This window comes from Aeromonas sp. ASNIH5 (assembly GCF_002902865.1).
In the GTDB taxonomy this organism is placed as follows: Bacteria; Pseudomonadota; Gammaproteobacteria; order Enterobacterales; family Aeromonadaceae; genus Aeromonas; species Aeromonas caviae.
Genome location: NZ_CP026122.1, coordinates 2,384,826 through 2,409,577, shown reverse-complemented (window position 1 = coordinate 2,409,577; position 24,752 = coordinate 2,384,826). Strand labels below are relative to the sequence as shown.

Annotated in this window: 24 protein-coding genes; 7 read left to right on the top strand and 17 right to left on the bottom strand. The window is 61.9% G+C overall.

Annotated elements, in window-relative coordinates:
- The first annotated feature begins 21 nt into the window (after positions 1–21).
- Positions 22–612 carry an HAD family hydrolase gene (locus tag C2U30_RS11135; protein ID WP_043152842.1) on the top strand — a complete coding sequence of 197 codons (591 nt, stop codon included), beginning with the start codon at positions 22–24 and terminating at the stop codon, positions 610–612.
- Positions 613–748: 136 nt separating this feature from the next.
- On the opposite strand, the gene hfq is transcribed toward C2U30_RS11135, so the two are convergent.
- Positions 749–1,108: an RNA chaperone Hfq gene (gene hfq, locus C2U30_RS11130; RefSeq protein WP_039040603.1), complete on the bottom strand. Its 360-nt coding sequence runs from the start codon at positions 1,106–1,108 to the stop codon at positions 749–751.
- A 176-nt stretch (positions 1,109–1,284) separates the two neighbouring features.
- On the opposite strand from hfq, the gene C2U30_RS11125 reads away from it, so the two are divergent.
- The 3 genes from C2U30_RS11125 to C2U30_RS11115 are packed head-to-tail and all read left to right on the top strand — an operon-like array spanning position 1,285 to position 4,764.
- Entirely contained in the window at positions 1,285–2,556 is a 1,272-nt protein-coding gene (locus tag C2U30_RS11125; protein ID WP_043152840.1) for a paraquat-inducible protein A, read from the top strand.
- On the top strand, positions 2,549–4,195 hold the full coding sequence (pqiB, locus tag C2U30_RS11120; protein WP_069651939.1) for an intermembrane transport protein PqiB: 1,647 nt from the start codon (positions 2,549–2,551) through the stop codon (positions 4,193–4,195). Before C2U30_RS11125 ends, pqiB begins: the two co-directional genes overlap by 8 nt.
- Positions 4,195–4,764, top strand: a complete 570-nt coding sequence (locus tag C2U30_RS11115; RefSeq protein WP_010675747.1) for a PqiC family protein — start codon at positions 4,195–4,197, stop codon at positions 4,762–4,764. Before pqiB ends, C2U30_RS11115 begins: the two co-directional genes overlap by 1 nt.
- A 55-nt stretch (positions 4,765–4,819) precedes the next feature.
- On the opposite strand, the gene ompA is transcribed toward C2U30_RS11115, so the two are convergent.
- On the bottom strand, positions 4,820–5,851 hold the full coding sequence (ompA, locus tag C2U30_RS11110; protein WP_041211729.1) for a porin OmpA: 1,032 nt from the start codon (positions 5,849–5,851) through the stop codon (positions 4,820–4,822).
- A 279-nt stretch (positions 5,852–6,130) separates the two neighbouring features.
- On the bottom strand, positions 6,131–7,138 hold the full coding sequence (locus C2U30_RS11105; protein ID WP_103244690.1) for an SGNH/GDSL hydrolase family protein: 1,008 nt from the start codon (positions 7,136–7,138) through the stop codon (positions 6,131–6,133).
- 234 nt (positions 7,139–7,372) lie between these two features.
- Between C2U30_RS11105 and C2U30_RS11100 the strand changes: the two genes are divergently transcribed.
- The gene (locus tag C2U30_RS11100) at positions 7,373–7,753 is read left to right on the top strand and encodes a YgiW/YdeI family stress tolerance OB fold protein (protein ID WP_103243754.1); all 381 of its coding nucleotides are present in this window, start codon (positions 7,373–7,375) and stop codon (positions 7,751–7,753) included.
- 57 nt (positions 7,754–7,810) lie between these two features.
- Here C2U30_RS11100 and mltC read toward each other — a convergent pair whose 3' ends face one another.
- From mltC to C2U30_RS11075, 5 genes are all read right to left on the bottom strand, one after another.
- Positions 7,811–8,914, bottom strand: a complete 1,104-nt coding sequence (gene mltC / locus C2U30_RS11095) for a membrane-bound lytic murein transglycosylase MltC (RefSeq protein WP_010675743.1) — start codon at positions 8,912–8,914, stop codon at positions 7,811–7,813.
- A gap of 119 nt (positions 8,915–9,033) precedes the next feature.
- Complete coding sequence (locus C2U30_RS11090; protein ID WP_010675742.1) at positions 9,034–9,306, bottom strand: oxidative damage protection protein; 273 nt, start codon at positions 9,304–9,306, stop codon at positions 9,034–9,036.
- Entirely contained in the window at positions 9,303–10,388 is a 1,086-nt protein-coding gene (mutY, locus tag C2U30_RS11085; RefSeq protein WP_103243753.1) for an A/G-specific adenine glycosylase, read from the bottom strand. The genes C2U30_RS11090 and mutY overlap by 4 nt, the downstream gene beginning before the upstream one ends.
- Positions 10,389–10,555: 167 nt before the next feature.
- Entirely contained in the window at positions 10,556–11,239 is a 684-nt protein-coding gene (gene exeB, locus C2U30_RS11080) for a GspB family T2SS assembly factor variant ExeB (protein WP_103243752.1), read from the bottom strand.
- Positions 11,239–12,882, bottom strand: coding sequence for an ExeA family protein (locus C2U30_RS11075; protein ID WP_199767267.1), 1,644 nt, complete (start codon positions 12,880–12,882; stop codon positions 11,239–11,241). The genes exeB and C2U30_RS11075 overlap by 1 nt, the downstream gene beginning before the upstream one ends.
- 229 nt (positions 12,883–13,111) lie before the next feature.
- Between C2U30_RS11075 and C2U30_RS11070 the strand changes: the two genes are divergently transcribed.
- Positions 13,112–14,350 (top strand): multifunctional CCA addition/repair protein, encoded by a 1,239-nt coding sequence (locus C2U30_RS11070; protein ID WP_052815540.1) that lies wholly within the window; start codon positions 13,112–13,114, stop codon positions 14,348–14,350.
- A gap of 101 nt (positions 14,351–14,451) precedes the next feature.
- On the opposite strand, the gene C2U30_RS11065 is transcribed toward C2U30_RS11070, so the two are convergent.
- Entirely contained in the window at positions 14,452–15,717 is a 1,266-nt protein-coding gene (locus tag C2U30_RS11065) for an inorganic phosphate transporter (protein ID WP_069784272.1), read from the bottom strand.
- Positions 15,718–15,742: 25 nt separating this feature from the next.
- Positions 15,743–16,423: a TIGR00153 family protein gene (locus C2U30_RS11060; protein ID WP_010675736.1), complete on the bottom strand. Its 681-nt coding sequence runs from the start codon at positions 16,421–16,423 to the stop codon at positions 15,743–15,745.
- A gap of 169 nt (positions 16,424–16,592) precedes the next feature.
- Here C2U30_RS11060 and C2U30_RS11055 point away from each other — a divergent pair, with 169 nt between their 5' ends.
- On the top strand, positions 16,593–17,546 hold the full coding sequence (locus tag C2U30_RS11055) for a CYTH domain-containing protein (protein WP_103243751.1): 954 nt from the start codon (positions 16,593–16,595) through the stop codon (positions 17,544–17,546).
- A gap of 77 nt (positions 17,547–17,623) precedes the next feature.
- Here the strand turns inward: C2U30_RS11055 and C2U30_RS11050 are convergent, their stop codons facing one another.
- From C2U30_RS11050 to hslR, 7 genes are all read right to left on the bottom strand, one after another.
- Positions 17,624–18,094, bottom strand: a complete 471-nt coding sequence (locus C2U30_RS11050) for a glycine zipper 2TM domain-containing protein (protein ID WP_010675734.1) — start codon at positions 18,092–18,094, stop codon at positions 17,624–17,626.
- Positions 18,095–18,225: 131 nt separating this feature from the next.
- Positions 18,226–18,678, bottom strand: coding sequence for a GNAT family N-acetyltransferase (locus tag C2U30_RS11045; RefSeq protein ID WP_010675733.1), 453 nt, complete (start codon positions 18,676–18,678; stop codon positions 18,226–18,228).
- A 137-nt stretch (positions 18,679–18,815) separates the two neighbouring features.
- Complete coding sequence (locus C2U30_RS11040) at positions 18,816–20,618, bottom strand: aminopeptidase P family protein (RefSeq protein WP_103243750.1); 1,803 nt, start codon at positions 20,616–20,618, stop codon at positions 18,816–18,818.
- A gap of 33 nt (positions 20,619–20,651) precedes the next feature.
- The gene (locus tag C2U30_RS11035; protein WP_029314822.1) at positions 20,652–21,317 is read right to left on the bottom strand and encodes a GntR family transcriptional regulator; all 666 of its coding nucleotides are present in this window, start codon (positions 21,315–21,317) and stop codon (positions 20,652–20,654) included.
- Between the two features lie 173 nt (positions 21,318–21,490).
- Entirely contained in the window at positions 21,491–23,116 is a 1,626-nt protein-coding gene (gene pckA, locus C2U30_RS11030; protein ID WP_069784268.1) for a phosphoenolpyruvate carboxykinase (ATP), read from the bottom strand.
- 149 nt (positions 23,117–23,265) lie between these two features.
- Complete coding sequence (hslO, locus tag C2U30_RS11025) at positions 23,266–24,150, bottom strand: Hsp33 family molecular chaperone HslO (protein ID WP_010675729.1); 885 nt, start codon at positions 24,148–24,150, stop codon at positions 23,266–23,268.
- Between the two features lie 104 nt (positions 24,151–24,254).
- Positions 24,255–24,653 (bottom strand): ribosome-associated heat shock protein Hsp15, encoded by a 399-nt coding sequence (gene hslR / locus C2U30_RS11020; RefSeq protein WP_010675728.1) that lies wholly within the window; start codon positions 24,651–24,653, stop codon positions 24,255–24,257.
- Positions 24,654–24,752 lie beyond the last annotated feature (99 nt).

Sequence of the window (24,752 nt, the reverse complement as noted above, 5' to 3'; positions counted from 1 at the left end):
TTCACAGACAGATCCTGCACCATGACCCTATCCGGATTTCAAGGCCTGGTTTTCGACCTCGACGGCACTCTGGTGGACTCCATGCCCTTGCACCTGGCCGCCTGGGAGCACACCGCCCGCGAGTTTGGCTTTCGGTTCGACGCCGACTGGTTTTATGAGCTGGGAGGCATGCCCAGCCGCAAGATAGCCCTGCTGGTGGCCGAAGTGCAGCAGATCGCGCTGGATCCCCTGGTGGTGACACGCTGCAAGACCGAACACTATGTCGCCAACCTGCACAAGGCCACCCCCTTCCCGGCCATGCTGGATCTGGTGGAACGCTATCACGGCCGGATCCCCATGGGCATAGGGACAGGCTCCCCCCGCATAAATGCCGAAGCGGTGCTGCGCAACACAGGGCTGGATCGGTATTTCCCCGTGGTGGTTACCGCCGACGACGTGGAGCTGCACAAACCCCATCCAGACACCTTCCTGCTGGTGGCGCGACGCCTGGGGGTCGAGCCCGGTCAATGTCTGGTGTTCGAGGACACGGGCATAGGCGCACAGGCCGGTGAAGCGGCCGGCATGCAGGTCTGCATGGTCAGAGAGGGAAAACCGGTCGGGTTGACCTGCTGAGTGACGAAGACGAGCGGGTCAACAACCGGCTCGGGAGAGAAGCCCCACTCTCATACGGGACAGGCAAAACATGAGAGTGGGGAGCAAATGTCACTGGCTGACGCAGCGACACCATCAGGATGGGCGGGGGCGAGATTTACTGCTCGCTGCCGCCACCCTGGTTGTCGTCATAACGGCTGGGGGCGCCATGGGGGCGAGGCGCCATGGAAACCCGTGGCTTGCGGGCTCGCTGGATGCTGACGGCAGGACGGCCGGAGTGCATGGCAATGGTGGAAATCTTGGCCTTGTAGACCAGTTGCTGATTGCCATGGGCATCGGTCAACAGCACGCTGTACTGGTCAAAACCGCTGATGGTCCCCTCCAGCTTGATGCCGCTCACCAGGAAGATGGCGACCTGGCTACGGTTTTTGCGCAACCAGTTGAGGGCAGAATCTTGCCCGTTCCCGAGGGAGAAGGCCTGCTCGATAGTGGAGTAGCTTGGGGATTCAGTTGTCATAAATTATTGTCCCGCGGAAAAAAAGTGGCGTTTGATTGTGCTAAATGGTCACTGCCTTGTCAAAGTCATTCTCACTCCCGGGCAGGATGGATAACGACAGGGCTGGTCGGCAGGGGCCGCTGCTGCAATAATTGGCGGCTCTGGCCCCGTGGCGGGCCTCATGCTGGGGTCTTATCTTGCATCCGGTTTCACACCAACATCCACCCACCTATACCCATGACGCGACCGCCTGCGAAGAGTGTGACCTGCTGGTGCCGGCCACCGAGCTGGCCGTGGGGGAGACGAGCAGTTGTCCGCGCTGCGGCCATACCCTGACTCGTCATCTGCCGGAGCAGGAGCGCAGGCCCATCGCCTATGGCTTTGCAGCCATCATCATGTTCGTGCTCTCCAACGCCTTTACCTTCATGTCGTTCTCGGCCAAGGGGGTGGGGCAGGAGATGACCTTCCTGCAGTGCATCACCACCCTGGTGGATCAAGGCTACCTGTTCCTCGGGGCCGTGCTGAGCATTACCCTGATCGGGTTGCCGCTGGTCTATATCGGCTCCATCATGCTGGTGCTGTGGCGCCTGGACAAGGATCTGCACAGCAAGGCCCTGCGCTCCCTTGGCCGCCTGCTGTGCCGGATCAAACCCTGGCTGATGGTGGACGTCTTCCTCATCGGGGTGCTCATCTCTCTGGTCAAGCTGATGGGGATGGCCGACATCAAGATGGGGCTGTCGTTCTGGGCGTTCGTTGGCTACACCCTGCTGCTCATCAAGATGATCTCCTCCCTGGATCGGATGTGGCTGTGGCAGCGGCTGTTCGGCCCGACGGCGGCGAGGGAGCTGGATCCCGAGGAGAGCGCCCTGTCGTGCGGTCTGGTGGGCTGTCACATCTGCGGCGCCCTGAACGAGCAGGATGCCCATAGTTGCGTTCGCTGCGGGGATCACCTGCACAGCCGCAAGCCGGGTGGTCTGAACCGCACCTGGGCTCTGCTGATCACCTCGGTGATCCTCTATGTCCCAGCCAACCTGTATCCCATCATGGACACCGTGTTCCTGGGGGATGACAGCCCCTCGACCATCATGGGCGGGGTGGTGCTGCTGTGGGCCATGGGCTCCTACCCCATTGCCGCCGTCATCTTCTTCGCGAGCGTGGTGGTGCCGCTGGTGAAGATCCTGGCGCTGCTGTGGCTCTGCTACGTGGTGCAGCGCGGCCAGGGGACATCTCCCCTCGGCAAGCTCAAACTCTATCGCATGACCGAATTTGTGGGGCGCTGGTCGATGATCGACGTCTTCGTGGTGGCCATCCTGGCCGGTCTCATCCGGCTCGACAATCTGATGACCATCTACCCTGGCCCTGCGGCCGTCGCCTTTGCCGGGGTCGTACTGGTCACCATGGTGGCTGCCATGAGTTTCGATTCCCGCCTGATCTGGGATTTACAACAAGGAGAACGCGAACGTGAGTGAGCGTAAGACAAGGTGGAAACCGGGCTCTGATTTCATGAGTTCGGCTGCCGCTATCTGGATGGTGCCCTTGCTGGCGCTCTTCATCGGCGCCTGGATGCTGTTCCAGCACTGGTATTCACAAGGGCCGAGCTTCACCCTGACGGTGGCGACCGCCGAGGGCATAGTGGCAGGCAAGACGGTGATCCGTTCTCGTGAAGTGGAGGTGGGCCGTATCGAGACGGTGGAGCTCAGCGAGGACTACAGCCATGCCGTGCTCAAGGCTCGCCTGACCAATGCCGCCGCCGGCATGCTCAAGAAAGACAGCCAGTTCTGGGTGGTCAAGCCCAGGGTCGGGCGTGAGGGCGTTTCCGGTCTTGGCACCTTGCTCTCCGGTGCCTATATTGAGCTTTCTCCCGGCAAGAAGGGCAGGGCGCGAAGCGAATACGCCATGCTGGACAGGCCACCCCTGGCATCCCTGGATGCCAAGGGATTGCGGCTCTCCCTGTCCAGCCGGGATGCCAACGCGCTGGGCGCGGGTTCCCCCATCAGCTATCAGGGATTCACCATCGGCCAGGTCGAAGAGGCCAAGTTCCTGCCCGAGAAGAGCGAGATGCAGTACCAGCTCTTCATCAACGCGCCTTATGACGTCCTGGTGAGCAGCAACTCCCGGTTCTGGTTGACGCCAGGCTTTGAGGTCTCCATGAGCAGCGAGGGGATGAAGGTGAAGATGGACTCGCTGGAGAGCCTGATCAACGGCGGCATCACCATGGGGCTGCCTCCCGGCTGGCTGCCGGGGGAGCCGGTGAAACAGAACGACGAGTTCGTGCTGTTCAAGGACGAGGAGAGCGTGCTGGCCGGTAGCCTGGATCAGTTCATCGACTATGTCTTCCTGTTCGACAATGATGTGGGCGGGCTGCATCCCGGCGCGGCGGTACAGTATCGCGGCATCCGGGTCGGTACCGTCATCTCGGCTCCCTATCTCATCGACGACAAGGGCGTCCAGCTGTTCAAGAGCCGGCAGATCCCGGTGCTGGCGCGCATCGAGGTGCAGCGTCTCTCCCACCGTTATGCCAATGCGGAGAAGGAGCAGTGGCGGGCCCTGTTCAACAAGCAGTTCAAGGAAGGGCTGAGGGCCAGCCTCAAGACCGCCAGCCTGCTGACGGGGGGCAAGGTGATCGATCTGAACTTCTATCCGGATGCGCCTGTCTATCAGCCGCTCAAGATGGCGGGCTATCAGGTCTTCCCGACCGCCCAGGCCGGGCTGGATCAGATCGAACGCAAGGTGAACCTCATCCTCGACAAGTTCGTCGACATGGACATGGCCACCACCCTCACTCAGGTCAACAGCACCCTGATGACACTGGACAAGACGCTCAAGCATGTCAGTGCCGTGAGTGCGAATCTGGAGCAGTTTACCGGTCAGCAGTCGACCCAGCAGTTGCCGGCCTCCCTCAACCAGAGCCTCAAGCAGTTGCAGGAGACGTTGCAGACCTATGATGCCGGTTCCCAGACCAATCAGGAGCTGCGTCAGTCGGTGCAATCACTCAACCAGCTGATGAGTGAGTTGCAACCTCTGGTCCATTCACTGAACGAGCAGCCGAGTTCGCTGATCTTTGACCGCGCTCGTCCGCGGGATCCCGAGCCCAAGCGAGGAAAATGATGAAAAAACGGATGTTGACGCTGGCCTTGCTGGGCCTGCTGGCGGGATGTGGCAGTGCGCCGACGACGCTGCATTACTATTCGCTGGATGCTGACACGGCGCCGTCGAGTGTCACCACGGCGCAGCCGCAGCACCAGTTGGTGCTGCGCCCCGTCGCCCTGTCCGGTCAGCTTGACCGGATGAGCCTGGTCTATCAGCTGGAGGGAAAGGAGCTGCACTTTGCCGAGTACCATCGCTGGGCAGGTTCCCTCGATGCCCAGTTGAACCAATTGACCCTCAATGGCCTCTCCAGCCGCCTGCCTGGCTGGGTGGTGCGTCAGGACGGGGCCCGCAAGGGGCCTGTGCTGAGCATCTCGGTCGAGCGTTTCCAGGGGCGGCACGACGGCCGCGCCCTGCTCAGCGGTCGCTGGCGCCTGCTGACGGAGGAGGGGGTCGTGTTGAGAGATGTTCCCTTCCAGCAGGAGCGGGTGCTGCCTGCCGATGGGTATGGCGCCCTGGTGAACGAGCTGGGGCAGGGCTGGCAACTGTTGCTCGATCAGATTGCGGCGGATGTGCGCACGCGCATCTGAGGAAGCATAAAAAAAGACGGGAGGCCATGGCCTCCCGTTTTGTTTGGGGTCGTCGTTATTGCTGTACTTCCGAGACGCCCTGTACCTTGACCTCTACCCGGCGATCCGGGGCCAAGCAGACGATCAGCTCGCGCTTGGATTTGCTGGTGCAGCTGTCGCCGGTGACGGGAGACTGCTTGCCACGCCCTTCCACATTGACCTTGCCGGCCGGCAGGCCCTTGCCAATCAGGTAATCGGCCACGGTCCGGGCACGCTGCTCGGACAACTTCTGGTTGTAGGCCTCGGAGCCGATGCGGTCGGTATAGCCGATGACGGTGGCCGACCCGTCTTTGGGCCTGGCCTCTTCAATCTGGCTGTAGAGGGTATCCAGCGCCTGCCCGGCCTGGGGCTTGAGGGTGGCCTTGTTGAAGTCAAACAGCACGTCCGAGCTCAGGGTGAACTGCTTGTCGACCATCACGGGCTCGGGCGCGGGGGCGGGAGCTGCGACCGGCAGAGCCGGTGCAACCTGACCGAAGCGATAGACGGCGGCCAGGGAGAGCAGGCCGTTGTCCATGCGCAGGCCGGTATCGTCACGGCTGCCATACGGGGTGCTGTACTGGTATTCGAGGCGGGCTGCCCAATCCAGGCTCAGGGCATACTCCGCACCGAGCGCGCCGACGAAGGTAAAGCGGCTGTCGTTTTCCAGCTGATCGCTGTCGGTCCAGCCATAGCCGCCCCCGACACGGCCGTAAAGGTCCAGATTGTCCGCAACCGGGAAGCCCAGTTTCAGCGTGAGCTGGGCCAACTGGGCTTGCACGGAGTCATTGAAGGCCGCGCCATTGCGGGTGCCGCTGTACTTGAGCTTGCCAAGGTAGTCATAACCGAGTTCGACACCCAGATTCTGGTTGATCTGGTAACCGGCGAAGGCACCGGCGCCGACTTCATCGTCGTCTTTGTCGGTGATGGCGATGGAATTGCTTTCATCGACACCGTAGAAGTTGGACCAACCCAGTTTGGCACCGCCATACCAGGTGTTGTCTTGTCCGGCTGCCTGGGCGTTGGCCGCAAGCAAGCCTGAAACCAGCAAGGTAATCAGTGTTTTGTTCATAGATGCCTCTGCAATCTTGTGTGTGGGGAGCGCGAATTCATGTCGCCTCGCCTCGTGGGTTGGGCCTGTGTTCGACCACAACACGTTTAAACGTAGCTCGCTTTTCTCGATCTACAAGCAACTGATATAAAACATATTGTGATATCCATCTGCATCATAGTGGAGACAGAAGACCGCCGGGGAACCGTGACTCGAATCTGTGATGGGTGTCATATGGGGTTGCTTGCCCTTGTCGGCAAGAGGGCCGGCGAAGCGCCGGCCCTGGCAGGATGGCCTCCGTTATCGAGGGAGGAATTCGTACTCCTGTTCGATGAAGGCGGCAGCCCGCTCGCTCAGGGCGGCGTGTACCACTGTGGTGGGGTGGACCTGGTCCCAGAACATCTTGCCTTCACAGTTCAGCTCGCCCGCACTGCGGCGCGCCATGGGCGTTGCGACGGCCTGAGCCAGCAGGGGGTTGCCGGCGATGGCAAGGCGCTCCTCGGGATTGAAGGGGGCCAGCCGACTGTCGGTGGCGGCGCTGCGGGAGGCGAACGGCTTCCACACATAGCCGCCGCCATAGCAGGCGTGCTCGGTGTCGCTCAGGCCGAAGTTCTGCGGCTCGCGCAGCATCTCGGCGAACTGCTTGTCGATCTCGAACAATTTCACCATGCCGGTGGGAGCCAACTGGCGTGCCAGGTTCAGCAGCAGCTGGTTGTGGTAAGCGGAGACATGGCTGGCTGCCTCGACCACTTTCTGGCTGCGGGCCGAGGGGTTCTGGCCCAGATCAGGCAGGTTGAACAACAGAATCTGCCTGGCACCGTTCAATACCATGCGGTTGGCCGCATCGCTGATGGCGTCGCGCACCCGCTTGGCATCCTGCTCGGTGTTCCAGCCATAGGCCAGGTAATCGTTGGCACCGACCCAAAGGATCACCAGATCGTCGGGCTTGAAGCCATCCTTTTGCAGGAACTGGGTCACCTCGTAGTCCAGGTTGTTGATGACCTGATACTTGGGGTTCCAGGAGATCTTGTTGTAGGCCACGGCAGTGGCTCCCCCTTCCGCCTCGTTGGCGATGGCGAGGCCCGGGAAGTGCTGGTTGAGCTGCTCCAGCCAGACCGGTCCGTTGGAGAAGCGGCCCTGATGGTAGGGCGGGCTGGAGGGGAGGTAACCGCGCATCTTGTCGTACATCTTGCCGGTGTCGGAGAGGCTGTCGCCGAACATCACGATGCGGGAGAAGGGGGGGCGCGTCTCGGCGGCATGTGCCGTGAGGGCGAAGAGTCCCAATAAACACAAAAGCCATTTTTTCATGTAGCTGTTCTCATGGATGGGGCAGGACGGGCCTGCGGGCTGTTCCTCGATGGCGGCGGGCTGGGAACCCGCATGGCCAGGTGAAAAGGTATCCACTCGAATACATTATTGCAGCATGCCGTGGCCATTTAATCGCTTGCGATCACATCACTCCTCCCTGAATGGGGAGGCTTCACGTTTGTTTCACGCGCCCCCGGGCAAGATGCCCTCATACCGCAAAGACAGGAGCATGAAATGAACAACGCAAAAGCAATCGCCCTGGTGGCCCTGATGTCCGTCTCTTCCTTCGCCATGGCGGCCTACACCGGCCCCAAGGAGCAGAACAAGGTATCGGTCGCCCAGTTGAAAGACGTGGCCGATGATCAGTGGGTGACCTTGGAAGGCAAGCTGGTCAAACACCTGGGTGGCGAAAACTACCTGTTCCGTGACGACAGCGGCGAGGTGGAAGTGGAGGTGGACGGTGACGTGTGGCGCGGTACCGAGGTGGGCCCTGACGATCTGATCCGCGTGCGCGGCGAGGTGGACCACAGCTGGAACAAGACCGAAGTCGAGGTGGAACACCTGGAGAAGGTGGGAGTAGCGCCCCTGAGCAAGGGCGGCTTCATCGCCAAGTAAGCTTTCAGGCCACAGTAAATGGGAAGGGCGCTCCGGGAGCGCCCTTCTTGCATGCCATCAGCCAGCCCGGCTTGCGACGGTTCGCTTGAACCCCTTCTCGGCCTGATTGACCTTGTAGAGATAGCGGCGAGCCTCTGCCTTGGGATGCTGTTCGGTCAGCACCTGATAGACGGCCTCGGGGGAGAGGCGGTTGATCATGCCGGGGGCCGCCTTGCGATCGTTGGAGAAGGTGTTGAGCACCCCTCCCGCACCACCGTTGTAGGCGGAGATCACCGCATAGCGGCGGGACTGGGGATCCTGGATATCCGCCAGATAGACGGTCTGCAGCAGGTGCAGGTAGGCGGTCCCCACATCGATGTTGTAGGCCGGATTGAACAGATCTTCCCTGGTCGGCTGGCCATCCTTGCCCTTGACCCTCACATAGACATCCCGCCCAGCGGTAGCCGGGATCACCTGCATCAGGCCATAGGCGTTGGCGTGGCTGACCGCATAGGGGTTGAAGCTGCTCTCGGTCTTGATCACCGCGTAGATGAGACTCTCGGCGACCCCGTACTTGCGGGAGGCGTCGCGGATGATGCTGGCGTATTTGTAGCCGCGCCTGTCTTCGTGGTTGGCCACCATGGGAATGTCGATGAAGAAGATGTTGCGGATCCCGAGGGTGCGCTTCTTCATCGCGTTGGCGATCAGATAGTCGGCATAACGCTCTGCACGCCAGCTGGAGCGGATCGCTTGTCCCTGGTTGTCCAGCACCTGGCCATAGAGGAAGGGCTCGCCACCTGGCATGATCTCACGGTCGGAATAGAGGTCGACCTCTGCCGGATCGTCCGGGGTCAGCAGGGTTTCGATGATGGCGCGACGCAGGTGGGCACGGGGATCCAGACCCGAGACGGTCTCCACCATGATGTGACCGCTGGAGAAATCGATGTGGGCGCGGCTCTTGTACTGATCCGTGTATTTGACGTAGTCAAACTTGCCCGCGAACAGCGCCTCGCGCCCCCATATCTCGTTCACGTTATGGGAGAGCGCACTGATCATGTGTTCAAAACCGCGCACGTCCTTGCCGTTGACCAGATCATCATCGCCACTCCCGCTGGTCTGGGGTGTGGATGAACAGGCAGAGAGAAACAGCAGGGCGCACAGCAGCCCAAAAAAACGACCCATAAGATCCTCAAACCGGGCGGTGGGGCCGCCCGTCACTGACTGGCCTGAGCCAGGATTGGTGTCACCCTGAGGCATGTCGACGACTCAGGGGGACGCTGGCCCTTTGACTCGATTCCCGCTCACTGGCTGGGAGGGGTGTAGCCGTCGATCTGGACTTCACCCGCGTCGAACAGATAGCTGACCATCTCTTTTTCCAGCAACTGGCGGTGCTCGAGATTCATCATGTTCAGCTTCTTCTCGTTGATCAGCATGACCTGCTTCTTCTGCCACTCGGTCCAGGCTTCCTTGCTGATGTTGTCGAAGATCCGCTTGCCGAGTTCACCGGGGTAGAGTTGGAAATCGAGACCCGGCGCTTCTTTCTTCAGGCGCAGGCAAAATACGGTACGGCTCATGTTGACCTCTGTGGTTGCAAGTCTGGTTGTAAGTCCGGGTAGGCGAGCAGACGGGCCGTGGCCGCCGCCAATCCCACCTCGGCAGGATGGCGTAAGTTATACCAGAGTCGGGTATCCGCTTCCATGAGCAGGGGGGCGGGCGGAACAGCCATTTCGATCAGCAAAGGGCGGATATCGAGGTGGAAGTGGCTGAAAGTGTGACGAAATCCAGCGAGCTCCTGATAGGCGGCATCCTCCAGCCCCAACTCCCGCAGTCGTCCGGTCACCTCGGTGAGGGATTCCACCTGCGGGAAGCAGTAAAGCCCGCCCCAGATCCCTTGCGGCGGACGCTTCTCCAGCAGCAGCTGATCGCCGTGGCGGATGATCAGCATAATGCCGTTGCGTGCCGGAATGCTCTTCTTCGGCTTGCTGTGAGGGTAGGCGGTGGGGTTGCCCTGCGACAGCCCCTGGCAATCGGCCTGCACCGGGCAGCGCTCGCAGGCGGGCTTGCTGCGGGTGCAGACGGTGGCCCCCATGTCCATCATGGCCTGGTTGTACTGGGCCACCCCGACGCGCGGGGTGAGGCGGGTCGCCAGCTCCCAGAGATCGTGCTCGACCTGCTTCTGGCCCGGCCAGCCCGCCAGCGCCAGCCAGCGGGTGAGTACCCGCTTCACGTTGCCATCCAGGATGGCGTGGGGTTGGCCCAGAGAGAGGGAGAGCGCGGCCCCGGCGGTGGAGCGACCGATGCCGGGCAGGGCCATCACCTCTTCCAGTTGTTCCGGAAAGAAGCCGCCGTGCAGATCGCGGATCTGCTGGGCAGCCTTGTGCAGGTTGCGGGCGCGCGCGTAGTAGCCAAGCCCGGTCCAGTGATGCAGCACCTCGTCGATGGGGGCGTTGGCCAGGGCCAGCACGTCGGGGAAGCGGGTCATGAACCGCTCGTAATAGGGGATGACAGTGGCAACCTGGGTCTGTTGCAGCATGATCTCGGAGACCCAGACCCGGTAGGGGGTTTTATTCTGCTGCCAGGGCAGGGTCTTGCGGCCGTGGATCTGGTACCAGTCCAGAATGCGGGTGGCGAAGGTGGTGTTGTCTGAGTGGCTCACAGTGTGCTCATGTTCTGATGATAAGTCCGCCCGCCATCAGGAGGGCGATCCCCGACCCGGCGCATGGCAAAGGTCGAGTGTAGGTTATTGATTAAAAAGGGGAGCTCTCGGGCTCCCTCAGAATGGGCGCTGACCCTCCCGGGGGAGGGTCATCGGATGCCGGCAGATCAGCCGCGCCAGTCTTGCAGCGCCTTGAGGCTGGCATACTGGCCGCCGATCTGCAGGACGATGTAGTCCTGGGCGATGGCTGCCAGGATGACACCGGGGGCGATCTCATTGCCCTCGCGCCACTCCCGTCCATTGAGCACCACGGCCCGCTTGGCAGGGTCGGAGGAGTAGTTGTGGGCACCATAGGTAAGGGACGGTACCTGCTGTTTCAGGGCCGGGGCCAGAGCGCCGAGGGGGATGGCACTGGTCTGGACCTGAGCCTGGGGCGCACTCTCTTCCACCAGCGGCGTGTTGTTGAGTGCGGCCATCAGCCGTTCTGCCAGACTCTGTCCCCCCTGGCTTGCGGTAGTCGCAGCCGGGGTTGCGGCAGGTCTTGGAGCGACCACGGGCTCCGGCAGGGGGGGCGGCAGCGGCCGGGTGATCATGGGCCTGGGTTCGACCCGCACGAAGGGGGGAGTCACCACTTCCTTCACTTCGACCTGCTGTTCCACTGGTTTGAGGTGATAGAGGTGCCAGCCATAGTTGGCGGCGGCGCCCATCACCAGGGCCAGGGGCACCAGGGCCCACCAGATCCAGCGGCGGTTGGGCTCCTCTTCCTGGCTCACGGGCAGACCCATGAGCGGCATATGGGGGGTGAACTGGGGCTGGTCGGCCCGGCGCAGGGCCTTGAGCAGGGTGGACATCAGGAGGCCTCCTCGACCATGGGGTCCGTCTCATCATCTGCCACGCTGTCGAGATCGACCGGCGTGCTGGCTCGCAGGGATTCATCCTCCAGCCTGGGCATGGGTTCGCCGGAGGCCACATTCAGCCGCAGCAGGGTGTTACTGCCGGCGATGCCGTCCGGGGTCAGTCCCTGCTCGCGCTGGAACTGTTGCAGCTTGTTCTTGAGGGTGGCATCGAAGCGGCTCACCTTGCGATCGGGTTGCTGCATGGCGCGGCTAAGGGCGTTGTCCAGCCACTGCACCTGGGCAGCCCCGGCATTGCTCGCTATCAGGGGCACGTTGCCCCTGGGCATGCGCCAGAGCAGGGTATAGCTGCCGCCCCAGGCGTCGGAGAGCCACTGCCTGTCCACCTGCCAGCTCTGGTTGCCGATGAGCAGGGAAGCCTTGTCCGCCCCCAGGCTGACCAGGGTGGCGTAATAGAGGCCGCCGGTCTCGTCGGTGAGACTGATGAGGGCCGGGTATTGCAGAGCCTGCAATTGCGCCAGGGAGGCTTCTCCCTCCTGGCAGCGCAGGCCCGCACGGGGGGCGTTGTCGCAGGTTGCCTCCTCCAGCTCGGCCTGGTAGCCCCATACCTTGTAGAGATTCTGCATGGCGACGTCCGGCTCCAGCGCCTGATTGATGGCGCGGGTCAGCTGGGCCTGCTGCTCTGGCGTGTCATCCACCTTGACCGGTACCTCGACCTTGACCAGGGGGCGGGCTGGGAAGAATCCGAAGAATTGCCAGCCCCACCAGCCGGTGGCGACCAGCAGGGCGCCCACCAGGGCGACCGTGAGGCCGGATTGCCAGCTTCCCTCGTCTCGAATGCCGCTCACCTCATACGCGGACTGGCTGATGTCCCCGTGCACTATCTTGTGGCTGCCACGGGCGAAGGCGGCGATGAGGGCGCGGTCGCAGATGAGGTTGATGAGGCGGGGAATGCCCCCGGAGAGGCGATGCAGGGTCTGGATGGCCCTGGGGGTGAAGATGGGCTGGACGCAGCCTGCCACCTGCAACCGGAAGCGGACATAGGCATCCACATCCTGGCGCGACAGCGGCTGCAGGTGATAGCGGGCGGTGATCCGCTGCGCCAGCTGGCGCAGCAGGGGCTGGCGCAGCATCTGTTGCAGCTCGGGCTGGCCGATGAGCACCACCTGCAGCAGTTTCTTCTCGTCTGTCTCCAGATTGGTGAGCAGTCGCAACTGCTCCAGCACGCCGGGCAGCAGGTGCTGGGCTTCATCCACCAGCACCACGCTGCGCTTGCCTGCCGCCAGATTCGCCAGCAGATGATCCCGGATAAGGTCGAACAATTGCTTGAGGCTGGCCTCTTCGCCGTAGGGCAACTGGAATTCGTCGCAGATGGCGGCCAGCAGATCCCGCTCGGTCAGAGAGGGATTGAGGATGTAGGCGATCTCGGTGTCGGCGGGCAATTGCTGCAGCAGACAGCGGGAGACGGTGGTCTTTCCCGTACCCACTTCCCCGGTCAGCAGCACGAAGCCACCACCGTCCTGCAACCCGTAGTTGAGGTGGGCGAGGGCCTCCCCGTGACGCTCGCTCATATAGAGGTATTTGGGGTTGGGCGAGATGGAGAACGGGGGCTCCGACAGACCGAAGAACTGTGTGTACATAAGGATCCATTCCATTGTTATGGGCGGCAGGTTAAAGCCTCCCAAAAGGGATGTCAAAGACCCGGATACCATAAGGGGAGCTGGCTCGAACCACGGGCTGACTCACCCAGGACGATGACGGAAAGCGGCCGCCCGGCCGAGTGATGACGAGCCCGGTGCGGTGGGGGCACATCGTCTCTCTTGGCCAAAAGCGGTATCATCGGGGCAAGTTTATCGAGGGAGAGTGCGCGTGCAGATTTATCTGGTAGGAGGGGCGGTACGGGATCGCCTGTTGGGACTGCCCCAGGGTGACAGGGATCACCTGGTGGTCGGTGCCACGGTGGAGCAGATGCTGGGTCTCGGATTCACCCAGGTGGGCCGAGACTTTCCGGTCTTTCTCCACCCCAAAACCCAGCAGGAGTACGCCCTGGCGCGCACCGAGCGCAAGCAGGGGCAGGGTTACACCGGCTTCGTCTGCCATGCCGCCCCCGAGGTGACACTGGAGCAGGATCTGCTGCGCCGGGATCTCACCATCAACGCCATCGCCGAAGATGAGGACGGGCAACTGCACGATCCCTACGGCGGCGTGCAGGATCTGGAGGCGCGGTTGCTGCGCCATGTCTCACCGGCTTTTGCCGAGGATCCCCTGCGCATCCTGCGGGTGGCGCGCTTCGCCGCCCGTTTCCATGCCCAGGGGTTCGTGGTGGCCCCCGAGACGCTGGGGCTGATGCGCGAGATGACGGAGGCTGGAGAGCTGGCCCACCTGACCCCGGAGCGGGTCTGGAAGGAACTGGAAAAAGTGCTGCTGGGGCCGACACCCCAGATCTTCTTCGAGGTGCTGCGCGAATGCGGCGCACTCAAGGCGCTCTTCCCCGAGCTCGATGCCCTGTTCGGTGTGCCGGCCCCTGCCAGATGGCACCCGGAGATCGACACCGGCATCCACACCATGATGGTGCTGGCGCAGGCATGTCGTCTCTCCCCCGAACTGACCGTGCGCTTCGCGTCCCTCTGCCACGACTTTGGCAAGGGGCTGACCCCGCCCGCCTTCTGGCCGAGCCATCATGGCCATGGCCAGAAGGGGTTGCCGCTCATTCGCGATTTTTGCGAGCGCTTCCGGGTGCCGAACGAGTGTCGCGATCTGGCACTGCTGGTGAGCGACCTGCACACCCATATCCACATTGCCTTCGAGCTCAAGCCCGCGACCCTGCTCAAGGTATTCGACAAGGCCGATGCCTGGCGCAGACCGGAGCGCTTTGCCCAGCTGCTCGATGCCTGTCGCGCCGACTTCCACGGTCGTACCGGCTTCGAAGAGAAGGTCTACAGTCAGCCGGACTATGTCGCTCAGGCCCTGGAGGCGGCGCAGGCTGTGCCGGTCAAGGAGATAGTGGCGGCCGGCTTCAAAGGGGAGGCAATCCGCGAGCAGCTTGCCAAGCGGCGGCTCGATGCCATCAGCCGGGTGCGCGACGAGTGGACCTTTATCGAGGAGTAAACGCTGCAGCCGATCGACGCTCAATCGACGGCGTGATATGGGCGAAGCATAAAAAAGCCCGGGTCAATGACCCGGGCTTTTTGTCGTGCGGCGTGGGCTGCTCAGGAGAAGCAGGCCTGCAACACGTAGAAGATGGCGATGGCCAGGATGGCGCCCGCGGGCAGGGTGATGACCCAGGAGACCACGATGTTGCGCAGCACGCCCAGGTTCAGGGCCGCGATGCCCCGTGCCAGACCGACGCCCATGACGGCACCGACCAGGGTCTGGGTGGTGGAGATGGGCAGACCGGTGCCGGAGGCGATCACCACGGTGGCTGCGGTGGCCAGCTGGGCTGCGAAGCCACGGCTCGGGGTCAGGTGGGTGATGCCGGTGCCGACGGTCGCCATCACCTTCTCGCCCATGGTGGCCAGGCCGATGACGATGCCGATGCCGCCAAGGGGCAGGATCCACCAGGCGATGTGGGAGCTGCCGCCGATCTCGCCGCCGGCCGCCACGATGGAGGCGACTGCAGAGAGTGGACCGATGGCGTTGGCCACGTCGTTGGAGCCATGGGCGAAGGCCATGGCGCAGGCGGTGATGATCATCAGGATGCCGAACACCTTCTCCACGTTGGCGAAGTGCATCTTGCTGTCATCTTTCGGGTTGTACTGCTGGCCGCGGATATAGATCCAGCCGGCAAACGCCACCGCGATAGAGATGGCGACGGAGAGCAGCGCGCCTTCGCCATTGCTCAGGTGCAGACCGACGTGTGTCAGCCCTTTTTTGATGGTGACCAGGCAGATGACCAGGGACGTCAGGAACATGTAGAAGGGGACATAGCGCTTGGCGTTGTCTAGGGGATTGTCCGTGTTGAAGATGAGCTTCTGCACGCTGATGAACATGAAGTAGGCGATGATGCCCGAGATGGCCGGCGTGATGATCCAGGAGCCGACGATGCCGCCAAACTTGTTCCACTGTACCGCTTCCGGACCGATGCTCACCACGGCGAAGCCCACGATGGCGCCGATGATGGAGTGAGTGGTGGAGACGGGCCAGCCGAAATAGGAGGCCAGGATCAGCCACAGACCCGCAGCCAGCAGGGAGGCGATCATGCCGAGCACCAGCAGATCCGGCGTGTCGGCAAAGGCGTTGCTGTCGATGATGCCGCTGCGGATGGTGGCCGTCACTTCGCCACCGGCCAGATAGGCACCGGCAAATTCAAAGATCATGGCGATGATGATCGCCTGACGGATGGTCAGGGACTTGGTGCCGACCGATGTGCCCATGGCGTTGGCGACGTCGTTCGCACCAATGCCCCAGGCCATCAAAAAGCCGAACAAGGCCGCCACGAGCACCAGGGTGGTGCCGTAATTCGCGATAATGTCCATTAGTAGTGTTTACCCAGTCAGTCGATTACGAACGAGCCAGCATCAATTCCAGACGGGCGCCAACGCGCTCTGCCTGATCAGCCAGGTCACCTACCCATTCGAGGATCTTGTAGAGGAACATAACGTCGATCGGATTGTATTTGTGCTCAACGGCTTGCAGCTGTTGGCGCAGTCCGATCTGCATGGTGTCAGTATCGTCCTCGATGAGATCCAGCTGGTGGATCATCTCGGCAACCATTTCAACTTCACGTCCTTTAAAGCCGGTTTCGAGCAGCTCATCGAGTTCTCCGATGGCTTTTTCGGCTTGGGCGGTCGCATCGATACAGCGTTTGAGATAGGCCATGAAATCGGCGCGCATCTCGGTGGGGAATTCCATCTTGCGGCCAAGCATGCGACCGGAAATATCCTTGGCACGGTTGGCAATCTTGTCCTGCTGGGTCAAGAGCTCCAGCAGATCGGTACGGGCGACCGGTAGGAACAGGCCGCGGGGGAGTTTCAAGCGGATTTCGCGCTTGAGGATGTCCGCTTCTTTTTCCAGCTGGGCGATCTGTTGCCGGATCTTCTCGGCATCTTCCCAGCGGTCTTCAGCGACGGCATCAAAGAAGGGAATGAGCTGTTCGCAGCACACGTGAACCTTGACGATATGCTTCTGCAGCGGCTTGATGGGGGACTTGGCAAAAAGACCCAAAATAGTATTTACTGGCATGGCCAAACCTGTGTCGGTGAAAAAACACTCGATACGATTTTATGAGGGGCGCATGGTAACCGAACTGTGCCATCAATAAAACCGTGAATTAATCGTGAACTGTCGCTGGCATTATATCCTCGCGACCCTGAACATGCCCCCCAAAGTTGCCCGCCAGCCCGGAATGACTATGCAAACTGAGATCGAGATAAAGTTTTTCGTCACCAGCAATATTCAAGAATCCCTCTCCAAGCTTCTGAATTCACTAGAGATTATCTCTTCCAATCAAGCCGCTCTTGGCAACGTCTATTTCGACACGCCCGATCTGGGTTTGCGTGGGCTCGAGATGGGGTTGCGCATTCGTCGCAGCGATGATTTTTCCGAGCAGACCATCAAGTGCCGGGGGCAGGTCGTGGGTGGATTGCACGCCAGACCCGAGTACAACGCCCCGGTGGAGGGCACCATTCCGACCCTGTCTGCCTTTCCTGCCGATATCTGGCCGAGTCTGGCAGTGCGCGATGAACTCCAGAGCCGTCTGGTGGCCCAGTTCAGCACCGATTTCCTGCGCCGCCACTGGCTGATCGCATTCGGAGATGCCGAGATCGAGCTGGCCTGGGATCAGGGGGAGATTGTCGGTGCCCTGGGGCGTACCGGGATCGACGAGCTGGAGCTGGAGCTGAAATCCGGTGATGCCCGCGCCCTGTTCACCCTGGCGAGCAAGCTGGCGGCGCTGGGAGGATTGCGGCTGGGTGCCCAGTCCAAGGCGCAGCGCGGATACAGGCTGGCTGGGCTTGGCAAACCACTGGCCGTGCAGCCCCTGCAAAGGATTGAGGGCAAAGATCAGAAGGCCAGCATTACCCTGGGTATGCAGCACTGGCAGTATCATGAGCAGCTCTGGCTCGAGAGTGACGATGCTGGCGAACAACAACGGGCGCTGCATGCTCTGCTCGAGGGGGTATCCCTGGTTGCCGAGGCGGCAGGCACGCTGACGGTGCCCCCCTCCTGGCTGGCCGGCCTGCAGGCGCAACAGCGTCTGATGATGCAGGTGGCCGGGGATCGTGCATCATTGCATGCCCTGTTCCACCATGCCGACCTGGTGGGCCTGCAGTTGTCCATCGCGGCCTGGCTGCATCTGGGGGAGTGAATCCTCGGTGGTGCAGAGCGCAAAAAGGTGAGCCCGGGCTCACCTTTTTTATGGCAGTTGCACCTTGAGCGGCGCTATCAGTTCACCACGGCCACGTTGATGGTGCCGTTGCCCTGGGTCATGCGGACCCGGGCACCAGGCACAAAGGTGGGGCTGGCCTTTTGTACCACCACGATGGATTCGCCGTTCTCTTTCTTGATCTCGAGCTCGACCCCGTCAACCTGGTTGAGTTTGTCCCCTGCCGCCTTGCCGGCCGCCGCACCCGCAATGGCGCCACCGGCCGCCGCGATGTCACTGCCACGACCGCCGCCTATGGTGCTGCCGAGCAGGCCGCCGACCACGGCGCCGCCAATGGTGCCGATCAGGGAGTTCTCATCGGCCTGGATCTTGACGGGGCGGGTGGAGAGGATGGTGCCATAGCTGACGGTCTGTACCTGCTTGGCGCGATCCTTGGTGTAGACATCGCCGGAGTAGACGTCGCTGTTGGCACAGCCAGTGATGGCGGTGGTGGCCGCCAGCAGAGTGACGAGAGCAATACGTTTGAACATGATGGGCCTCCTGGGCGGGCATCGGATTAATCTGGTGATGAATTGCACTTTACGCCAACCAGATTGAGCATTAAACCCGCAAAGTGTAACCAATTATGTGGCCGGAAGGCTCCCGTGCCGGTGGTGGATGGTCAGGTCAGGGCTTTTTCCAGCAGCAGGCGATCCTCGCCCGGCCCGAAGTAGCCTCTCTCTTCTGCCAACTGCTGATAACCCAGCCTGAAGTAGAGGCGCTGGGCCGGATTGGCGGGATCAACGGTCAGTCTGACCCGCTCAACTTCCAGTTTCAGCAGTCCCTGCTCCACCTGCAACATCATTTGCTCGGCCAGGCCGAAGCCGCGCGCTTCGGGACGCACCGCGAGGGAGAGCAGCCAGCCCTGCGACCGATCCTGACCAAGCCCCCCGAGGGCATAGCCCAGCAGTCGGCCTTCCCGTTCCGCGACGACCAGCAGTTCGGGCCACAGATCCATGGCCTGGCGAAAGAAGAAACCGGGGTAGACATCCTCGCCGAAGACATCGGCATCTATCTGCCAGATGGCGTGCATGTCGGTGTGGGTGGCAAGGCGCAATACGGGGGACGAGTGCATCGGGGCTCCTCTCATCGGGTCTCTGCTGCGGGGCAGCCAAAAAGGAGGCACAGGGTAGAAGGGGCGGGGAGTCGATGCAAGGGGGGCATTTGTGGCATGCCGCAGATAAAGAAACAGGGCCCGCAGGCCCTGTGTCATCAGAGGAGGCTGGTTGCCTGCTCCAGCCAGGCGAGATCCTCGCCCTCCAGCAGCGGGCTCAGACGGCGGTAGACCTCCGCATGGTATTCGTTGATCCAGCGGAACTCCGCCGGACTCAGCAGGCTGCGATCGATGAGGCGGATGTCGAACGGCACATAGGTCAGTCGCTCGAAGCCCAGCATCGGCAGCTCGCCACGGGCCTCCTGTTCGGTCACCACCACCAGGTTTTCACAGCGGATGCCGAAGGCATCTTCCCGGTAGTAGCCCGGCTCGTTGGAGAGCACCATGCCCGGCTGCAGGGCCACCAGGCTGCCCTTGGGGGCGATGCGCTGCGGGCCTTCGTGCACGCTGAGGAAGTGGCCGACCCCGTGGCCGGTGCCATGGTCGTAGTTGTAACCGGCTTGCCACAGGGGCATACGGGCCAGCACGTCGAGCTGGATGCCGGCTGTACCGCGGGGGAAGCGGGCCTGATCCAGGGCAATATGACCCTGCAGCACCCGGGTAAACATGGCCCTGTGCTCGTCGGTCACCTCACCCACCTTGACGGTGCGGGTGATGTCGGTGGTGCCGTCCAGGTACTGGGCGCCGGAGTCAACCAGATAGATGCTGTCCTGGCCGAAGGCCCGCGGGGTACCGTTGGTGTGGCGGTAGTGGCACATGGCGGCGTTGGGGCCGAGTGCCGAGATGGTGTCGAAGCTCGGCTCCACATAGTGCTCCTGCTCGTGGCGGAAGGCTTCCAGCTGGTCGGCCAGGGTGCCTTCGTCCACACCGTCGAACTCGCCGCTGGCGATCAGGCGATCCAGCCAGGCCAGGAAGCGGGTGACGGCAACGCCGTCGCGCAGGTGGGCGGCACGCATGCCGCCCAGCTCCACGGGGTTCTTGCACGCCTTGGGCAGCATGGTGGGATCCTGGCCGGCCACCAGAATGGCGCCAGCCTCTTCCATCACGAGCTGGGTCCAGGCGTTGGCGGTGTTGGGGTCGGCCAGCACCTTCTGCTGATCTTCGCCGATGCGCTGCAACACGTCACCCAGCTTGTCGATGGGGTAGACGGAGACATCCTGCCCCACGTGCTGGCTGAAGGCGAAGCAGTCGATCTTGTCGGTATCGACGAAGAAATCCATGGTGGTGTTGGCGTAGAGCACCGCAAAGCCCAGCACCACCGGCAGGCGTTCCACGTCGCGACCACGCAGGTTGAGCAGCCAGTTGATGGGCTCGGCCTGGGTCAGCAGCACCGCATCCAGCCCGCGCTTGCGCAGATCGCTGGCCAGCATTTCGCGCTTGGCCTGGCTGGACTGGCCCGCCAGCTCCTCGCTGTAGAGGATGACAGGGCTCTTGGTCGGAGCGGGACGATCGCTCCAGTGCAGATCGATGGGGTTCTCGTCGATGCGCACCAGCTCGATGCCGCGCTCGGTCAGCACGGCGTTGGCGTTCTGATACCAGGCCAGGCTGTGCAGGCGGGCATCGAAACCGACCCGGGAGCCTGAGGGCAACTGCTCCGCCAGCCACTGTACGTGGGGGTCTTCATTGAGGTGGAGAAACTCGAACAGCTCGGCCGGCGCCTGCATGCGCGCCTGCACTGTATAACGACCGTCGATGAACAGGGCCGCCCGATGCGCCATGATGATGGCGAGCCCGGCGGAGCCGTTGAAACCCGTGATCCAGTCCAGCCGCTCGGCATAGGCGGGAATGTACTCCCCCAGATGCTCGTCGTCGTGGGGAACGATGAAGGCGTCCAGCTCCAGCGTGGCCAGTGTGGCCCTGACCTGGGCGACGCGGGTTTCAATAATCTCGAAATGGTTCATGTCGTTATTGCCAGCTTGTGGTGATGTGAGTGTTCATTGATGGTGGCCGCTTGCCAGGATCTGTCTGATCGATTGGCCTGCCGCCTCGATGTGTTGCTTGAGCAGTACCACTGCTTCGTGCTTGCGCCGGGCGCGGCACAGTTCAAGGAGTCGGGCGTGCTCCCGCTCGGCCTTGTCCACGCCGCCCTGGGCGAACAGCAGTTCGAAACGCACATAGCGGTCGCAGCTCAGATTGATCTGGGCGATCAGTTCCAGTGCCTGGGGGCGATTGGCTGCCTGGTAGAGGGTGGCGTGAAAGCGGTGATTCAACTCGGCCCAGTGTTCGATCTGGGTGCCAGACTCCAGCGCCAGATCAAACTGGGCGAGGATGGCTTGCGCCTGGGCGAAGGTCTCCTCCGTCATCAGGTCGACGGCGTGGAACAGGGTATCGGCTTCGAGCAGTGCCCGCAAATAAAAGAGCTCCTCGATGGCCGAGGCATCCAGCATGGTCACCACGGCGCCGCGATGGGCCTCGAACTTCACCAGCCCCTGGGCTTCCAGTTGCATCAGGGCTTCCCGCACCGGGATGCGGCTCACCGCCAGCTCCTTGGCGATGGCGTCCTGGCGCAGGGGGGCGCCCGCTGCAAACTCGCCACGCAATATCCGGCCGCGGAGGTTCTCCATCACCATCTGGGTTCGGGTCTTGTAAGGTGGGGTCATGCTGGGGTCACGGGCAGGTTGCAAAATTGTATATTGTATAAAGTTTGGCTGAATCTAACGCGCAAGGGCCGTCAAGGCAAGGCTTGGCGGGAGCCATATGCCGCGCATCGGCCAAAAAAATACCGGCCAGCAGGGCTGACCGGTACGGGATTGCGAGACGCGAGGCGCGTTTCTTACAACTGCGGGCCCGCCGCGACCAGGCGTTTGCCTTCGTCGTTGTCGGTGAAGCGCTCGAAGTTCTTGATGAAACGCCCGGCCAGATCGGCCGCCTTGGCATCCCACTCGGCCTGGTCGGCATAAGTGTCTCGCGGGTCCAGGATGGCGGGGTTGACGCCCGGCAGCTCGGTCGGCACTTCCAGATTGAACACAGGCAGTACCTTGGTCGGCGCCTTCTCGATGGAACCATCCAGGATGGCGTCGATGATGCCACGGGTATCCTTGATGGAGATCCGCTTGCCTGTGCCGTTCCAGCCGGTGTTGACCAGATAGGCTTCAGCCCCTGCCGCTTCCATCCGTTTCACCAGCTCCTGGCCGTACTTGGTCGGGTGCAGGCTGAGGAAAGCCGCGCCGAAGCAGGAGGAGAAGGTCGGGGTCGGCTCTGTGATGCCGCGCTCGGTACCGGCCAGCTTGGCGGTAAAGCCGGACAGGAAGTGGTACTTGGTCTGCTCCTTGGTCAGCTTGGCGACCGGGGGCAGCACACCGAAGGCGTCTGCGGTCAGGAAGATCACCTTGGTGGCGTGACCCGCCTTGGAGACCGGCTTGACGATGTTGTCGATGTGATAGATGGGGTAGGAGACCCGGGTATTCTCGGTGCGGGAACCGTCGTCGAAGTCGATGGTGCCATCGGCGGCCACGGTCACGTTCTCCAGCAGCGCATCGCGGCGGATGGCGTGGTAGATGTCCGGCTCGGCCTCTTCGGAGAGCTTGATGGTCTTGGCGTAGCAGCCCCCTTCGAAGTTGAACACGCCGTGATCATCCCAGCCGTGCTCGTCATCGCCGATCAGCTGACGCTTGGGATCGGTGGAGAGGGTGGTCTTGCCGGTGCCGGAGAGGCCGAAGAAGATGGCCACGTCCCCATCCTTGCCCACGTTGGCGGAGCAGTGCATGGAGGCGATGCCGCGCAGGGGCAGGAAGTAGTTCATCATGGAGAACATGCCCTTCTTCATCTCGCCACCGTACCAGGTGCCGCCGATGAGTTGCATCTTCTCGGTCATGTTGAAGGCGACGAAGTTCTCGGAGTTGAGACCCTGCTCCTTCCAGTTCGGGTTGGTGCACTTGGCACCGTTCATCACCACGAAGTCCGGTTTGAAGGCCTTCAGCTCCTCTTCGCTCGGGCGGATGAACATGTTCTTCACGAAGTGCGCCTGCCAGGCCACCTCGGTGATGATGCGCACCGCCAGGCGGGTGTCCGGGTTGGCGCCGCAGAAGCCGTCCACCACGAACAGACGCTTGCCGGAGAGCTGTTTGGTGACCAGCCCTTTCAGATGTGACCACACTTCCGGGGTAATCGCCTTGTTATCGTTTTTACCCTGGTCAGACCACCACACAGTATCCTGGGTAGTGGCATCTTTGACGATATATTTATCTTTAGGGGAGCGGCCGGTGAAGATGCCGGTGTTGACGTTGACGGCGCCAAGCTCGGTGACGACGCCACGTTCGAAGCCCTCAAGGTCTGAGCGGGTCTCTTCAGCGAAAAGCTGCTCATAGGAGGGGTTGCGAACGATTTCCTGGCTGTTTTTGATACCGTATTGGTCCAGCTTCAGTTGTTGGGCCAGGGTGGGTTCTACCACGATTGTCATTGTATTCTCCTGGGTTCAGAGGTGTGTAGGGTTCTATCTGACGTTCATGCTACCACCTAGGTGGTAGTTTTTAGCGATCGCCATCAAACTTTATAAAATAGGGTATTTTTTTGTTATTTAAGTTAAAGGCGGGTTTTGCCCGCCTTTGATTAGTGTAACTGGTTTGCATCATTACCGGGAGCCCTGCTGAACAGGGTTTCGATGTCTATCCCGTCGAATTCGTAGTGGGCGCCGCAGTAATCGCAGTGCATGTCGATCTTGCCGAGCTCCTGCACCATGGATACCGCTTCCTCCTTGTCTATCTGCAGCAAGGCCCCTTCGCAACGGGCGCGGGAGCAGGTGCAGCGGAACTCGATGGCCTGGGGATCGAACACCCGTACCTTGTCCTGGTGGTAGAGGCGGTAGAGGATCTCTTCCGCGTCCAGACCGAACAGCTCTTCGTCCTTGATGGTGGTGGTGAGCTGGACCAGGTGGTCGAAATCTTCGCTGTGATCCTCGCTCTGGGCCGGCAGCTCCTGCAGCAGGATGCCCGCCGCACGGGGCTCGCCCTCGTGGTGGCCGGTGCGGATCCAGAGGCGGGTGGCCAGTTGTTCGGACTGGGCGAAGTAGTGCTCCAGGCAGGCCGCCAGGGTGTCGGCCTCCAGGGCGATGATGCCCTGATAGCGCTCTCCTTGATCCGGGGTGATGGTGATGACCAGATGGCCGTTGCCGATCAGGCTTTGCAGCTTGCCGTCCGTCGGCAATTCCCCTTCATAGCGTGCCACGCCGCGCAATTGCTGGTTGTTGTCGCCGTTGATGACGGCCAGACGTACCGGACCGTCCCCCTGCAGCTGCACCGTGATGGAGCCTTCAAACTTGAGGGTGGCGGTCAGCAGGCTGGTGGCAACCAGCAGCTCGCCCAGCAGGTGCTGCACCTGTACCGGGTAGTTCTGGGCGTCGATGATGTGGCGGTAGGTACGATCCAGCTGGACCAGCTCCCCACGCACTTCGTACTCTTCGAACAGATAGCGATACAGGAGGTCTTGGTTACTCATCATGGTTTCCTAGGATGTTCTTGGGGAAAAATAAACACATTGTTAAACAGGTGGTTAGGAACTAATTCCTCCACCTGTCGTCATAAAGGGGCCACAGACGCGGATTAGGATTGCTTGACCCGGATAAGCTGGCGTCGCTCCTGCTTGTCAGGTCGGCGCTCCGGGCTTGGGGCAAACTGGCTGTTGAAGCGGCGGGCTTCGCTGTTTTCGGCCCGTTTCTTCAGGCTGGCCTCTGTCTCTTCATAGAGTTGCTGGGCCAGCGGGGCGGATTTGCGCTGCTCGCTCACCTCGAGCACCCGCACCTCCCGCTCGTCCTGGCCTTGCCAGAATCGCACCAGGGCGCCGACCTCGACCGCCTTGCCCGGCTTGGTGCGCTGGCCGTTGTAGTGCACCTTGCCGCCGTCGATCTGATCCCGCGCCAGACTGCGGGTCTTGTAAAAGCGGGCGGCCCACAGCCACTTGTCGAGACGGACCTGAGTGCTGCTTTGTGCTGGATTCGACATGGATCGGCTCCGGGATGGCTGAAAAGGTGCCTGATTATACCAGAGGCGGGCCCCGGGATAGAAACAGGGGGCATCCGGGTGTGACGGAAACTGAATTTT